The following is a 14,105-nucleotide window of genomic DNA, read 5'->3' as shown; positions in this document are numbered from 1 at the left end:
CTACCACGGTCGATGTGTCTGGCAGTGATGTGCCGTACCCGGTGCTGTAATGGCAGACGCTATCTGAAACAAAAATTTTGGAGACAAGCAATGCAATTCCGTTCGGCAGCTGAGCCTGCCGCAGCGGCGACGCCAACCGTAGAAGGCGTTCGCGACTGCGCACAGGCTGTGACCCCAGTGAGCGCTCACTCGCCGGTCCTCGACCAGACACCCGGCACCCCCGCGACAGACGGCTTGCATACCGTCACCGCACACTTGACTGACCGGACAGGCAACCGTACCGGACCAGTTCCAGACACTTCCGGACTGGCCCCTGTCAGTCTGGACGACAAATACACCGCCACCGAAGGCGCCATCTATCTCTCCGGCATTCAGGCGCTGGTGCGCCTGCCGATGCTGCAGCAGATCCGCGACCGCGCGGCGGGCCTCAACACGGCCGGTTTCATTTCCGGCTATCGCGGCTCGCCCCTGGGCGGACTGGACGAAGCCCTCTGGCACGCCCAGCCGCACCTGGCCGCGCACCGCGTGAAGTTCCAGCCCGGCGTGAACGAAGACATGGCCGCCACCGCCGTCTGGGGCACGCAGCAGGTCAAGCTGATCGGTCCTTCCGACTATGACGGCGTCTATGCCATGTGGTACGGCAAGGGGCCCGGCGTGGACCGCTGCGGTGATGTGTTGAAGCACATGAACCACGCCGGCACCTCCGCCCAGGGTGGCGTGCTGCTGGTGGCCGGGGATGATCACGGGGCCTATTCCTCAACCCTGCCGCACCAGTCGGACCATATTTTTTCGGCATCGATGATCCCGATGCTCTATCCCTGCAACGTGCAGGAATACCTCGACCTGGGCCTGCATGGCTGGGCCATGTCGCGTTATTCCGGCTGTGTGGTGGGCTTCAAGGCGCTTGCAGATACGGTCGAATCCAGTGCCTCGGTAGATGCCGATCCCTTCCGCGTCGAGATCCGTCTGCCGACCGATTTCGTCATGCCTGCGGGCGGCCTCAATGCACGGCTTTCCACCGATACCCTGGGCGTGCAGGCGCGCAAGCAGGAAGCGCTGATGCAGGATTACAAGATCTATGCCGCGCTGGCCTACGCGCGGGCCAACAAACTCAACCGCGTGATGATCGATAGCCCGCGCGCGCGGCTGGGCATCATCGCCTCCGGCAAGTCCTATCTCGACGTGCTGGAAGCCTTGTCCGAACTGGGTATCGACGAAGCCTTCGCCGCCGACATCGGTTTGCGCCTGTTCAAGGTCTCGATGCCCTGGCCGCTGGAGCCGGAGGGCGTGCGCGAGTTCGCGCAGGGCCTCGACGAGATCCTGGTGGTCGAAGAAAAGCGCCAGATGGTCGAATACCAGTTGAAGGAGCAGCTCTACAACTGGCGCGACGACGTGCGTCCGCGCGTGATCGGCAAGTTCGACGAGAAGGGTGAGTGGGTCGCGCCGCGCGGCGAATGGCTGCTGACGTCCAAGGCCGATTTCTCGGTGGCCCAGATCGCGCGCGTGATCGCTGCACGTATCGCGCGCTTCCATACCAGTGACCTGATCAAGGCGCGCCTGGCCTTCCTCGATGCCAAGGATGCGGTACTGACCAAGGCCGTCAACACGCCGCCGCGCCCGGCCTGGTATTGCTCGGGCTGTCCGCACAATACCTCCACCCGCGTGCCTGAAGGCAGCTTCGCGCTGGCCGGTATCGGCTGCCACGTGATGGCTACCGCCATCTATCCGGAATTCAACAAGCTGACCACCCACATGGGCGGCGAGGGCGCGCCCTGGATCGGGCAGGCGCCATTCTCCAAGGTGCCGCACGTGTTCGCCAACCTCGGCGATGGCACCTATTTCCATTCGGGCTATCTCGCCATTCGCGCCGCCGTTGCCGCCAAGGTCAACATGACCTACAAGATCCTGTACAACGATGCCGTGGCCATGACCGGTGGACAGCCGGTCGATGGCACCGTGTCGGTACCGATGATCGCGCAGCAGATGGCTGCCGAAGGCGTGCAGCGCATTGCCCTGGTCTCGGAGGACATCAGCCGTTACGCCGACCGCAGTGGCCTGCCGCAGGCAGTGAGCCTGCACGACCGCAAGGACATGGATGCCGTGCAGCGCGAGCTGCGCGAGATTCCAGGCGTGAGCGTCATCATCTACGACCAGACCTGTGCCGCCGAAAAGCGCCGCCGCCGCAAGAAAGGCGAATTTCCCGATCCCAACGAACGGCTCTTCATCAATGCGGCCGTGTGCGAGGGCTGCGGCGATTGCGGCGTGCAGTCCAACTGCACCTCGATCCTGCCGCTGGAGACCGAACTGGGCCGCAAGCGCGTCATCGACCAGTCTTCCTGCAACAAGGATTATTCCTGCGTGAAGGGCTTCTGTCCCAGTTTTGTCACCGTGACTGGCGGCCAGTTGAAGAAGTCGCGCACCGGCGTCCACAAGAAGGGCGCGCCCGATGATTTCGGTGCGCTGCCCGAACCGGCCATTCCTTCCTGCGAGACGCCCTTCAACATCCTCATCAACGGCATCGGTGGCACCGGGGTCATCACCATCGGCGCACTCATGGGCATGGCCGCGCATCTGGAAGGCAAGGGCGCGTCGGTGCTGGACATGACCGGCATGTCGCAGAAGAACGGTTCGGTCACCTCGCACGTGCGCATTGCTGCCCGGCGCGATGCCATCCGTGCCCAGCGCATCGCCACCGGCGAGGCCGACCTGGTGCTGGGCTGCGACATGCTGACTGCCGGCGCCTTCGATGCCATTTCCAAGATGCGCCCTGGCCGGACGCGGGCGGTGGTCAACCTGCATCAACAGCCGCCCGGACAATTCGCCAGGAACCCGGACTGGCAGTTCCCCGTCGAGGAAGTCAAGGCGCTGATCCTGGAATCGGTCGACCAGCAGGCCGACTTCATCGATGCGACGCGCCTGGCCACGGCCTTGATGGGCGACGCCATCGCGACCAATCTCTTCATGTTGGGCTATGCCTGGCAGCGCGGTGAACTGCCCTTGAGCGAAGCCGCGCTGCTGCGTGCGATCGAACTCAATGGCGTAGCGGTCGAGGCCAACCAGACCGCCTTCCGCTGGGGCCGCCGTGCCGCCGTTGACCTGCGCCGCGTGGAGCAGATCGCGCTGCCGGCCCAGCCGGTGGTGGTGCATCTGCCGCAGTCGCCGGACCAACTGATCAAGCGCCGCGTGGCCTTGCTGACCGAGTATCAGGATGCGTCTTACGCCGCCCGGTTCATGGAAGTGGTCGAAGCCGTGCGCGCCGCCGAAGCGCCACTGGGCAGCGACAAGCTGACTCTGGCCGTGGCCCGCAATCTCTCGCGCCTGATGGCGTACAAGGACGAATACGAGGTGGCGCGGCTCTATACCAACGGCCAGTTCCAGAAAGAACTGGCGCAGCAGTTCGAGGGCGACTTCACGCTCAGCTTCAATCTGGCCCCGCCGATCTTCGCGCGCAAGGATGGACAGGGCCAACCGATCAAGGCCCGCTATGGCAGCTGGATGATGAGCGCCTTGCGGCTGCTGGCCCGCTGCAAGGGCTTGCGCGGCGGCTTCTTCGATGTCTTTGGACGTACCGAAGAGCGCCGCATGGAGCGCGCGCTGATCGTGCAGTATCGCCAGATGATGCTGGACCTGCTGCCCAAGCTGACCTCCACCAACCTGCCTGTGGCCATCGCCCTGGCACAGTTGCCGGAACAGGTGCGCGGCTTCGGCCACGTCAAGCAGCAGGCCGTGCTCGCGATGCAGGCACGCCAGACCACGTTGCTGGCCGACTTCGCCCAGGCCGCCCAGGTACAGGGCGTGAGGCCGGCTGCGGCCTGAGTGAGCGGCCAATGTCGCGCCGGTGACAACTGCCCGGCGCGAATTCCATTAAGCTAAGGCCCGAGGCGGCATGCCACCCTGCGCACGCCCGCACGGCCTGGATAAAACAATGAACAGGAGACAAGCATGGATTTTGAACTCAACGAGGACCAGCTGGCCTTCCAGCAAAGTGCGCGCGACTTCGCTGCCCGTGCGATGGCACCTTTTGCGGCCAAGTGGGACGAAGAAGCGCATTTCCCGCTGGACGTGATCGCCAAGGCAGGCGAGCTGGGCTTCTGCGGACTCTATACGCCCGAAGAAGTCGGCGGCCTGGGCCTCTCGCGCCTGGATGCCACCATCGTCTTCGAGGAACTGGCGCATGCCTGTACCTCGACGGCAGCCTATCTCACCATCCACAACATGGTCAGCTGGATGGTCGCCACCTGGGGCCATGCGGAACTGAAGGAGGAGTGGTGCGAGCAGCTGGCAGCCGGCCAGAAGATCGGCTCCTATTGCCTCACCGAGCCCGGTTCCGGGTCGGACGCGGCCTCGCTCAAGACCACGGCACGCCGGGTCGACGACTTTTATCTCATCAACGGTTCCAAGGCCTTCATCTCGGGGGCGGGCAGTACCGACCTGCTGGTGGTGATGGCCCGCACCGGCGGCCCCGGTGCGCGCGGCGTCTCGGCCATCGCAGTGCCGGGTGACACCCCCGGCATCAGCTACGGCAAGAAGGAAAGCAAGATGGGCTGGAACAGCCAGCCCACCCGCACCATCAGCTTCGACAACGTCAAGGTGCCGGTGAGCCACCTGCTGGGCGAGGAAGGCGAGGGTTTCGTCTTCGCCATGAAGGGGCTCGATGGCGGGCGCATCAACATTGCCACCTGCTCGGTGGGGGCGGCGCAGGCGGCGCTGGACGCGGCCCACGCCTACATGAAGGAGCGCAAGCAATTCGGCCGTCCGATTGCCGACTTCCAGGCGCTGCAATTCAAGCTGGCCGACATGCAGACCGAGCTGGTGGCCGCGCGCCAGATGGTGCGGCTGGCGGCCACCAAGCTCGATGCCGGCTCGCCCGAGGCGACCACCTATTGCGCCATGGCCAAGCGGCTGGCGACCGATCTGGGCTTCCGCGTCTGCAATGAGGCGCTGCAACTGCACGGCGGCTATGGCTATATCCGCGAATATCCGCTGGAACGCTATTTCCGCGACGTTCGGGTGCACCAGATTCTGGAAGGCACCAATGAAATCATGCGCGTGATCATCTCGCGCAACCTGCTCGGCCGCGACACGCTGGACGACATCCGCTGAACCATCCCGAGGAAACGCATGAGCACCTACACCAATCTGAAGCTGGAAAAATGCGGCCACACCGCCGTGCTGACCCTGTCCAATCCGCCCGCCAATACCTGGACCCGCGAGGCCCTGGCCGATCTCACCCGGCTGGTCAAGGACCTCAACGCCGACCGCGAGATCTACACCCTGGTCGTGACCGGTGAGGGCGAGAAGTTCTTTTCCGCCGGCGCCGACCTCAAGCTCTTCGCCGATGGCGACAAGGCCATGGCGCGCGAGATGGCGCGCCGTTTCGGGGAAGCCTTCGAGACCTTGTCGGGCTTCCGGGGCGTCTCGATTGCGGCCATCAATGGCTACGCCATGGGCGGTGGCCTGGAGTGCGCCCTGGCCTGCGACATCCGCATCGCCGAAGAGCAGGCACAGATGGCCTTGCCGGAAGCCGCCGTGGGCTTGCTGCCCTGCGCGGGCGGCACGCAGAACCTGCCCTGGCTGGTCGGTGAAGGCTGGGCCAAGCGCATGATCCTGTGCGGAGAACGCGTCAATGCCGAGACCGCCCTGCGCATCGGCCTGGTGGAAGAGGTGGTGCCCAAGGGCCAGGCGCGCGAACGCGCACTGGCGCTGGCCTTGCAGGCCGAGAAGCACAGTCCGTCGTCGGTGGCGGCCAGCAAGCAGTTGATCCAGGGCGCGCGTCACAATCCGCTGGGCACCCTCCTGCAGACCGAGCGTGAACTCTTCGTTGATCTCTTCGATACGCAGGATCAGAAGGAGGGCGTCAATGCCTTCCTCGAAAAGCGCGCACCGAGCTGGAAAAACGCCTGAACAGTTCGGCACATGGCCTGACGTTTTCTGCGCCATGACCCCAACATTGGCCGCTGGTCTTCGCAAAGCTCATCTGACGCCGCAGCGCTGCATGCTCTGCGGCGTTTTATGTTTTTGTGTTAACGTGACTGGCTTCGTCGTCACGTCCGCCTGCGCCCATGCCCATCCTCTACCGTACCGACCTCCGCCTGACCGCCGATCAATTCATCGACATTCTTTCCCGCACCTCGCTGGGCCCGCGCCGTCCGTTGGAGGACCGCGACTGCATGCAGGCCATGGTGACCCATGCCAGCCTGATGGCCACCGCCTGGGATGGTGATCTGCTGGTCGGTGTGGCGCGCTGCGTGACCGATTTCGTCTATGCCTGCTACATGTCGGAACTGGCCGTGGATGAGCAATACCAGCGCCAGGGCATCGGCAAGGAACTCATCCGTGCCGCCCGCAGCCGCCTCGGGCCGCGCTGCCGCCTGCGCCTGCTGGCCGCCCCCGATGCGAGCGACTACTACGGTCATATCGGCTTCGCCCACAGCCCCCGCTGCTGGGAGCTGACGCCGGGAAGTGAACTTAAATAACGCTATAAATCATTTATAAAGATTAACCATGATCGAGATTCAAGCTTATCGTCCGGAACACGCACAGGGCGTGGTCGATGTCATCCTGCCGATCCAGCAGGAAGAGTTCGGCATTCCCATCACCCTGGAGGGGCAGCCCGACCTGAAGGATATTGCCGGTTTTTACCAGAAGGGCCATGGCAATTTCTGGGTCGCGCTCGATGGTGGCAAGGTGGTGGGCACCATCTCCCTGCTCGATATCGGCAACGCCCAGGTGGCACTGCGCAAGATGTTCGTGGCGGCCAGCCATCGCGGCAAGGAGCATGGTACGGCCGCGCGCCTGCTGGACGGAGCCATCGCCTGGGCGCGCGCGCAGGGCGTGCGTCAGATTTTGCTGGGCACCACCGACAAGTTCCTGGCGGCGCATCGCTTCTACGAGAAAAACGGTTTCCGGCTCATCGAGAAGAGCACGCTGCCGCCTGCCTTCCCGGTGATGGTGGTCGATTCCCGCTTCTACGCACTGGACTGCTGAAGCGCTTGGGACTTCACAGCCGGCGCTGGCTGTCGACCCCGAAGTAGAACCATTCATTGCCCGGCAGGGCGCGCGGGTTGGGGAAGACGATGTAGCCGTCGCCCGGCGCCAGCACCGCCTGGCCGCCGTGCCGGTGGCCGATCAACTGGCCCTGGTGTACGCGGTCAAAGCTGGACCATTCCCGGGTGAAGCGGTCCTCGGCATGTTCCATGTCGATCACGTCCACCAGGCGGATCAGCTGGATGTCGGCCAGCGGCGGTTGCAGGGGCACATCGATCATGCCGTGCAGGGCCAGTGTCTGGAGGATGGCGTGATAGGCGACTTGCGGCGCTTGCGGATCATCGTGCTGGCCACATTCCAGGGTCACGCCGTATAAACCCTTGCTGCGCGCGTATTCGGTGGTGCCCACGCCATACTGGCGGTCCAGCAGGTCGGGAGAAACCGCATGGCCTTGCTGGCGGCGGCGCTCCACCCCGCGCACATAGGCGCCCATCCATCCTTCCACCACGCGCTGGCAGCCCAGGTGCGCCACCATGCGCGCTTCGGCGGCCCCATGCGCAAAGGGTTCGACCTCGCCGCCATTGTCTTCCGGGCCGAGCATCGCAAAGGGCATGCCGCCGGTATGGAAGGAATGCAGGTCGAGCAGGATCTCGTGTTCATCGATCCACGGACAGAGCACGTTGCAGAGCTGGTCCTCGAAGTTGGCGGGGGCCGGGTGCGGGCGCAGGTTACGGTTCAGGTTGCGGTCGCCCTGGCGTTGCTGCTTTTGGTAGGCCAGCGGATTGGTCACCGGCACCAGCGTCAGCAGGCCGCGCTGCAGGCGCAGTTGCCCGCTGTCGAGTTCGTGCTGCAGGCGGGCGATGGCCTGGGTACCGCAGGTTTCATTGCCGTGCACGGCACCGAGGACCAGCATGCGCGGGCCGGGGGCGAAGGCCGCATATTGCAGCCTGCGCAGGGAAGAGGGAAGGGAATCGGACGTCATCGGGTGGCACACAGAGGAAGCGGAAAGGGCAACGATACCCCGGTTCGGGCGGCGCTGCCAGTCGCAGCGGCCCGGCATCAGCGCAGCGGCTCCTGCCAGCCAGGCGTGGCAGCGGTCGCCACGGCATCATGCGCATGCAGGCTCTCAAAGTGCGACACGCGTACCGAGCACGCGGCAAAGCGCGCTTCCAGCGCCTGTTGCAGGCGGCGTGCCGCATCTTCCACGTACATCAGATTGGCGCCGTTGGCCAGAGCGAAGGCTTGTTCGTCAGCGCGTCGCACCGCGGTCTGCACGGCCGTGCCCAGTGCTGCTTCGGCGGTATCGATCAATGCCACCAGCGGGAACTGCGCGGCATCGCCGCCGACCGCAATGCTCAGCTCGGCCTGACTGCGCTGGCTGTGCGGCGTGGCCACACTCGCATGGCGCGCGAGCCAGCCCAGCGCGACCTCGCGACCGATGAGCTCCTGCTGCGCGAAGTCGGCGGCAAAGGCATCCTGCAGGGCCTGTCGCGATAGCGCTGCCGAGCAGGGGCAAGTGGAAGAATAGGCGACGCTCACCTTCAGGCGGATATCGAGCGTGTCATCGCGCAATTGCGCTGACAGGCTGACCGGATAGCTCTTCCAGCCCGTCAGATCCGGCGTGACCAGCGCGGCCCGCTGCTGCAGCAAGGCGAAGTCCAGTCGCAGCAACGCGGCACGTGACTGGCAATCGGTGTGGCTCTCCCGCATCTGCCGCAGCAGCGCACGCACGGCGGCGGGCGTCAGACCTGATCGTTGCGCGAAGGCATCCAGCAGCAGGTACAGTCGCGACATGTGGATGCCCTTGGCCTGCGGATCGGGCAGGTCCACCGCGACCTCGGCGCTGGCGGGCAAGCGGGTGCCGTCTTCCAGCCGCAACGGCAGGGCGATGCCGCACATGCCCACCCAATGCAGGGGCAGGGCGATGCTGGCGGGTTCATCACGGGCGACGTCGGGCAGGGGACTACGTTGATGGACCAGGGCCATGCCGATCACTCCCAGGCGGGGAAGGGATCGCTCATGCGCGCCCAGCCCATCGGCCCTTGCGCCATCTCGGCATCGGTGAGCAGGCAGGCTTCGAGCTTGGTGGTCAATGCCGCCTGATCCATGTCCATGCCGATCAAGACCAACTCCTGGCGCGCATCGCCGACATTGTCATCCCACTGTTCCAGGATGAAATCGATGGATTCCTGATCCTGCGGCCACTTCTCGCGCGGTACGGCGGCCCACCATTTGCCGGCCAGTCCGTGACGGCAGACGGCACCGGCCTGCGACCACGAACCCGCATGGGCCGGGCGTGTAGCGAGCCAGAAGAATCCCTTGGAGCGCACCACGCCGGGCCATTCGCTATTGATCAGATCGAAGAAGCGCTGCGCATTCATGGGCCGGCGTGCGCGCCAGGCGAAGCTGGTGATGCCGTACTGTTCGCTCTCCGGGATGTGCTCGCCGCGCAGTTCCTGTAGCCAGCCGGGGGCCTGGCTGGCCTGTTCGAAATCGAACAGGCCGGTGTTCAACACCTGGTCCAGCGCGACCTTGCCGAACTGCGCGGTGACGATGCGCGCACGCGGATTGAGCTTGTGCAAGATGGCGTGCAGCCGCTCCAGGTCCAGCGGCGAGACCAGATCCAGCTTGTTGAGCACGATCACGTCGCAGAATTCGATCTGCTCGATGAGCAGGTCGACCACGGTACGGCTGTCTTCCTCGCCCATTGATTCACCACGCTCCTGCAGGCTGTCCTGGGAGCTGTAGTCCTTGAGGAAATTGAAGGCATCGACCACCGTGACCATGGTGTCCAGCCGCGCCACATCGGACAGGCTGGCACCCTCGTCATCGGTGAACGTGAAGGTCTCGGCCACCGGCAAGGGTTCGGAGATGCCGGTCGACTCGATCACCAACTGATCGAAACGGCGTTCGCGCGCCAGCTTGCGCACTTCCATCAAGAGATCTTCGCGCAGGGTGCAGCAGATGCAGCCATTGCTCATCTCCACCAGCTTTTCTTCCGTACGCGAGAGATCGGCGCCGCCATCGCGCACTAGGGCCGCATCGATGTTGACTTCCGACATGTCATTGACGATCACCGCCACGCGGCGGCCTTCGCGGTTGTGCAGGATGTGGTTGAGCAGAGTGGTCTTGCCGGCACCGAGGAAGCCGGAGAGCACGGTCACGGGAAGCCGGCGGTCGCCGGGCTGGCGTTGGGGGGAGGTCATGGGAGTGTGGAATCAGGGCAAGGGTGGACGGGGAAAGTCGCCGTCTGCGAATGGGCTAAAACGGCATGGATGCAACTGAGTTGCGAATATCTCATAAATGCAACCATGTTGCAAATAGGGGCGGCATGCCGCATTGCGTAGTCGGGGGATGGCGGCGTGCCGGCTGCCGGTAGGAAAACCGCGCTTGTGCTAGCATTGCGCCTCGCAACAAGGAGGTTTCATCACATGTCCCAGATCTTCCCGTACAGGGGAAACGCCGTCATCCCGGAGATCAAGAAGCTCGACAACGGCAAATTCATGGCTTGCTTCGTGATTCACGAAGGCAAGGATGGCAGTGGCAAGCTGCGTTACCAGCGCAAGGCGCCCACCAATGAATTCGATACCGAAGACGAGGCGATCGCCTACATCCTCGATTTTTCGGGCGACTGGATCGACGAAAATCCCATGTGATCCCCACCGGACGCCGTCTTCGCGGCGCTGCAGGGCACAGGCAAGAAGAGCCGCACGGATCCCTCCGTCGGCTCTTTTGCATTGGCGCTGCGACAAATTGTCACATTCGCAGGGGCCACCGCAGGGCCTACAATCGCGACCCTGTTCTCCTGATCCATGTCGATGGCACCCGCCATCCTCTCCGCCATGACCACCACCTCCCCGCCCGCCACCGCTGCCAGCCCGACCGCCCGTACGGCCACTGCGACACCCTCGGCCCTGCATGCGGTGCTGTTGCGCCTGCACTTCTACATCGGTCTGTTCGTCGGTCCTTTCGTGCTGGTGGCGGCGCTGACCGGCACACTCTACGTACTGACCCCGCAGATCGAATCGCATCTCTATGCCACCCAGCTCTACAACCAGAGCTCGGGCCAGGCCAGGCCGCTGGCCGAGCAGGTGGCCGCCGCGCAGGCATTCCTGGGGCCGCAGGCGCGGCTGTTCGCGGTGCGACCGGCCAGGGCCGCCGGATGGAATACCCGTGTGATGTTCAGCCAGCCCGGTCTGGGCGATTCGGAGAGCCGGGCCATCTTCGTCGATCCGGTGAGCCTGCAGGTCAAGGGCGACCTGGTCGTCTATGGCACCAGTGGCGTGCTGCCGCTGCGGACCACGCTGGATTACCTGCACCGCAACCTGATGCTGGGCGAGCTGGGCCGCAACTACAGCGAACTGGCCGCTTCCTGGCTGTGGCTGGCTGCGCTGGGCGGAGTGTGGTTGTGGTGGCGCGGTCGGCGGCGGCGTACCGGCGCCCCAGCGCGCGTAGCGCGACCGCTGAACGTGCGCCGCATCCATACGCTGGTGGGCTTGTGGATCGTGCTCGGACTGGTGTTTTTCTCGGCCACCGGACTGACCTGGTCACGCTGGGCCGGTGAGCGCGTGGGCCAGATGCGTACCCAACTGGGCTGGATCACGCCATCGGTGTCGACGCAGTTGCAGCCTGGCGCAGCGGCCATGTCCATGGGTGAGCACGCCGATCACATGGGCGCGCATGGCATGCCGATGCCGATGCCCGAGGCCGGTGACCCGGCCCGCTTCGACATGGTGCAGCAGATTGCCCGCGCCGGCGGCATCGACGCGGCCGATATCGAGATTCGTCCGCCACGTGCGGCTCACCAGGCCTGGGTGGTGCGCGAGGTGGATCGCTCCTGGCCGACCCAGGTGGATACGGTGGCCATCGATGCGGATCGCATGGCCATCACCAGCCGGGCCGATTTTGCGGATTTCCCGTTGATCGCCAAGCTGATCCGCTGGGGGGTGGATGCGCACATGGGCGTACTGTTCGGCGTCGCGAACCAGATCCTGATGGCGCTCTTCGGGGTGGCCCTGACCGGCTTGATCGTGTTGGGCTACATGATGTGGTGGCGTCGCCGCCCGGCCGCGGGCGACAGCCTGGCGCCCTTGATCCAGGCCGTGATGCGGCTGGCGCCGTTGCAGCGTGCAACGCTGGCGGTGCTGGCGCTGTTGCTGGGATGGAGCCTGCCACTGATGGGCGCAAGCTTGTTGCTGTTCCTGCTGGTGGATGTGATCCGTTATACCCGCGCTGGCCGCGCTACGGTCTGATCATTCACCGCGCTGGCCGTCGGCGCTCTGCTCGAACCACTCACTGCCGCGTTGCACGAAGGTCTGCGATGCGGCCAGCGCAAAACTCTTCACTTCGGGCTGCCAGCCCAGTCGATGCACCACGATCTGGTGTGCCTCCACCTGCAGCACGTTGAAGGAATTGCTCTCGCCGCGGCCACGGGTGGAGGTGGCCGTGCCCGCCTGCACCACCAGGGCCGAATAACCGGGGATGTGATAACGCCCGGCGCTGCTGACGGCCGAACTGGTATGCACGTGACCGGCCAGCAGCAGGTCGGCCCCGCACAGCGCGAAGGCGCGCATGGCCGGTACCGCCTGGCCGACCAGGCCGTGATGCTGCGGGCCCGGCGGCAGGTCGAAGGGGTGGTGGGTGACGATGATCTTGACCAGGTGATCGCCCACCGCGGCCAGCTCGCGCCGCGCCAGTTCGATCTGGCGATCATTGACGCGGCCATCCTGGATGGTCAGTGAGCGGGCGGTGTTGATGCCGACCACGGCGATTTCATCATCGACATAGCGCGGCTGCAGATCGGCGGTGATGTGGCGCTTGTACTTGCGCAGCGGCTGCATCAGGCGTGCGGCCACGTTGAAGAGCGGCACGTCATGATTGCCCGGCACCACCAGCCGGGGGAGCGGCAGGGCATCCAGAAACTGCCTGGCCTGCTTGAACTGGCTGCTGCGTGCGCGCTGGGTCAGGTCGCCGGAGACCACCACCAGGTCTGGCTGCAACTCATGCACCTGGGCAATCAGGGGTTCGATGATCTCGGGATCGGTGCGTCCGAAATGCAGGTCCGACAGATGGATGAGGGTGCGCATCAGTTCTCCCCCAGCAATTTGTCGAGCAGTCCGGGTGGGCTGTCGTTGCCGGTTTCCGGCACCGCGGCCTGCGGCACGATCACCGTCAGCGAGGCCGGACGGATGCGGTAGTGCAGCGGGGTCTGCATCAGATTGACTTCGCCATCGGTGGCCACGCGCATGCGCTTTTTATGGGTCTCGATGTGGATCTCGCTGCAGGTCAGCACGTCGAAGTCCTGCGCTTGCTGCAGGCGACCGAACAGCGCATGCAGGGCCAAGCGCAGCAGGCCCCAGCGTCCGGTGCGGTGGCAGACGTAGAGACTCAGTTGGCCCTCGGTGAGGGTGGAGCGCTTGCCGATGTCCAGGCCGCTCATCAGGTATTCGTTGTTGCCGATGAAGACGAAGGGCGTGCGCCGCCAATGTTCCTTGCCATCGATGGACAGCCGCACCCGCAGGAAGGGGTAGCGCCGCAGCGCCCCCATGGCGGCCCAGGTGAAGGCCAGCCATTTTCCCCGGCCCAGGCGCGCCTGCTGCTTCTCGCGTTCGCGCACGATGTCGGGATAGAGACCCAGGCTGGAATTGTTGATGAAGGGCGCGCCATTGACCTCGCCGCTGTCGACCTTGAGCCGGCGCCCGGTGGCGATGTTGGCGATGGCCTCGTCCAGCGTCAGCGGGATGTTGAGGTCCTTGGCGAAGTGATTCAGCGTGCCCAGCGGCAACACGCCCAGCGCACTCTGGCAGTGCGGATCGGCCAGCAGGGTCGAGGCCACCGCATTGACGCTGCCATCGCCACCGCCCACGGCGACTACGGCGATCTTGTCACGCACGGCAGTGCGCGCAGTCTGGAGCATGTCTTCGCCGCTGCGTGCCAGATGCACCACGGCGTGCAGGCCATGACGTGCAAATGCCTCGGTGATATGGGTCGCCAGTTCCTCGGCGTGGCCGCCCCCGGCGCGGGCGTTGATGGCGGCTACCACGTCAGGGCGGCTTGCCGGGTCGGGGTGGCCATGGCGGGCGGGCAATGCCTGGGTCGTGTCTTGTTCTGTCATCCGC

At 65.0% G+C, this 14,105-nt stretch carries 12 protein-coding genes; 7 read left to right on the top strand and 5 right to left on the bottom strand.

The window, feature by feature from the left end; translation table 11 throughout:
• Window positions 1-234: 234 nt before the first annotated feature.
• The 5 genes from ACODSZ_RS02930 (at window position 235) to ACODSZ_RS02910 (ending at window position 6,987) form a co-directional block, all read left to right on the top strand.
• On the top strand, window positions 235-3,816 hold the full coding sequence (locus ACODSZ_RS02930; protein ID WP_488927094.1) for an indolepyruvate ferredoxin oxidoreductase family protein: 3,582 nt from the start codon (window positions 235-237) through the stop codon (window positions 3,814-3,816).
• Window positions 3,817-3,942: 126 nt separating this feature from the next.
• Window positions 3,943-5,103, top strand: coding sequence for an acyl-CoA dehydrogenase family protein (locus tag ACODSZ_RS02925; protein WP_175343452.1), 1,161 nt, complete (start codon window positions 3,943-3,945; stop codon window positions 5,101-5,103).
• 18 nt (window positions 5,104-5,121) lie between these two features.
• Window positions 5,122-5,904 (top strand): enoyl-CoA hydratase, encoded by a 783-nt coding sequence (locus ACODSZ_RS02920; RefSeq protein WP_488927011.1) that lies wholly within the window; start codon window positions 5,122-5,124, stop codon window positions 5,902-5,904.
• A gap of 158 nt (window positions 5,905-6,062) precedes the next feature.
• Complete coding sequence (locus ACODSZ_RS02915; protein ID WP_175343453.1) at window positions 6,063-6,476, top strand: GNAT family N-acetyltransferase; 414 nt, start codon at window positions 6,063-6,065, stop codon at window positions 6,474-6,476.
• A 28-nt stretch (window positions 6,477-6,504) separates the two neighbouring features.
• Window positions 6,505-6,987, top strand: a complete 483-nt coding sequence (locus tag ACODSZ_RS02910) for a GNAT family N-acetyltransferase (RefSeq protein ID WP_175343454.1) — start codon at window positions 6,505-6,507, stop codon at window positions 6,985-6,987.
• A gap of 13 nt (window positions 6,988-7,000) precedes the next feature.
• Here the strand turns inward: ACODSZ_RS02910 and ACODSZ_RS02905 are convergent, their stop codons facing one another.
• From ACODSZ_RS02905 to zigA, 3 genes are all read right to left on the bottom strand, one after another.
• On the bottom strand, window positions 7,001-7,969 hold the full coding sequence (locus tag ACODSZ_RS02905) for a M14 family metallopeptidase (protein ID WP_488927010.1): 969 nt from the start codon (window positions 7,967-7,969) through the stop codon (window positions 7,001-7,003).
• Between the two features lie 77 nt (window positions 7,970-8,046).
• Window positions 8,047-8,973, bottom strand: a complete 927-nt coding sequence (folE2, locus tag ACODSZ_RS02900) for a GTP cyclohydrolase FolE2 (RefSeq protein WP_175343456.1) — start codon at window positions 8,971-8,973, stop codon at window positions 8,047-8,049.
• A gap of 5 nt (window positions 8,974-8,978) precedes the next feature.
• Window positions 8,979-10,193, bottom strand: coding sequence for a zinc metallochaperone GTPase ZigA (gene zigA, locus ACODSZ_RS02895; protein WP_175343457.1), 1,215 nt, complete (start codon window positions 10,191-10,193; stop codon window positions 8,979-8,981).
• A gap of 225 nt (window positions 10,194-10,418) precedes the next feature.
• Here zigA and ACODSZ_RS02890 point away from each other — a divergent pair, with 225 nt between their 5' ends.
• Window positions 10,419-10,643 carry a hypothetical protein gene (locus ACODSZ_RS02890; RefSeq protein WP_008329347.1) on the top strand — a complete coding sequence of 75 codons (225 nt, stop codon included), beginning with the start codon at window positions 10,419-10,421 and terminating at the stop codon, window positions 10,641-10,643.
• Window positions 10,644-10,805: 162 nt separating this feature from the next.
• The gene (locus tag ACODSZ_RS02885; protein WP_488927009.1) at window positions 10,806-12,239 is read left to right on the top strand and encodes a PepSY-associated TM helix domain-containing protein; all 1,434 of its coding nucleotides are present in this window, start codon (window positions 10,806-10,808) and stop codon (window positions 12,237-12,239) included.
• Here ACODSZ_RS02885 and ACODSZ_RS02880 read toward each other — a convergent pair whose 3' ends face one another.
• Together ACODSZ_RS02880 and ACODSZ_RS02875 are read right to left on the bottom strand one after the other, a co-directional pair.
• Window positions 12,240-13,073, bottom strand: a complete 834-nt coding sequence (locus tag ACODSZ_RS02880; protein ID WP_175343458.1) for a metallophosphoesterase family protein — start codon at window positions 13,071-13,073, stop codon at window positions 12,240-12,242.
• Window positions 13,073-14,101, bottom strand: a complete 1,029-nt coding sequence (locus ACODSZ_RS02875; RefSeq protein WP_488927008.1) for a diacylglycerol/lipid kinase family protein — start codon at window positions 14,099-14,101, stop codon at window positions 13,073-13,075. Before ACODSZ_RS02875 ends, ACODSZ_RS02880 begins: the two co-directional genes overlap by 1 nt.
• Window positions 14,102-14,105 lie beyond the last annotated feature (4 nt).

This window comes from Herbaspirillum sp. FG34 (assembly GCF_057809315.1).
The sequence above is the reverse complement of the archived record's forward strand: the minus strand, read 5'-3'. Positions and strand labels throughout refer to the sequence as shown.

Coding starts and splice junctions, on each gene's coding strand:
- zigA (WP_175343457.1), bottom strand. CDS start 10,193: ATGACCTCCCCCCAACGCCAGCCCGGCGACCGCCGGCTTCCCGTGACC.
- ACODSZ_RS02890 (WP_008329347.1), top strand. CDS start 10,419: ATGTCCCAGATCTTCCCGTACAGGGGAAACGCCGTCATCCCGGAGATC.
- ACODSZ_RS02880 (WP_175343458.1), bottom strand. CDS start 13,073: ATGCGCACCCTCATCCATCTGTCGGACCTGCATTTCGGACGCACCGAT.
- ACODSZ_RS02925 (WP_175343452.1), top strand. CDS start 3,943: ATGGATTTTGAACTCAACGAGGACCAGCTGGCCTTCCAGCAAAGTGCG.
- ACODSZ_RS02910 (WP_175343454.1), top strand. CDS start 6,505: ATGATCGAGATTCAAGCTTATCGTCCGGAACACGCACAGGGCGTGGTC.
- ACODSZ_RS02915 (WP_175343453.1), top strand. CDS start 6,063: ATGCCCATCCTCTACCGTACCGACCTCCGCCTGACCGCCGATCAATTC.
- folE2 (WP_175343456.1), bottom strand. CDS start 8,973: ATGGCCCTGGTCCATCAACGTAGTCCCCTGCCCGACGTCGCCCGTGAT.
- ACODSZ_RS02875 (WP_488927008.1), bottom strand. CDS start 14,101: ATGACAGAACAAGACACGACCCAGGCATTGCCCGCCCGCCATGGCCAC.
- ACODSZ_RS02885 (WP_488927009.1), top strand. CDS start 10,806: ATGGCACCCGCCATCCTCTCCGCCATGACCACCACCTCCCCGCCCGCC.
- ACODSZ_RS02920 (WP_488927011.1), top strand. CDS start 5,122: ATGAGCACCTACACCAATCTGAAGCTGGAAAAATGCGGCCACACCGCC.
- ACODSZ_RS02905 (WP_488927010.1), bottom strand. CDS start 7,969: ATGACGTCCGATTCCCTTCCCTCTTCCCTGCGCAGGCTGCAATATGCG.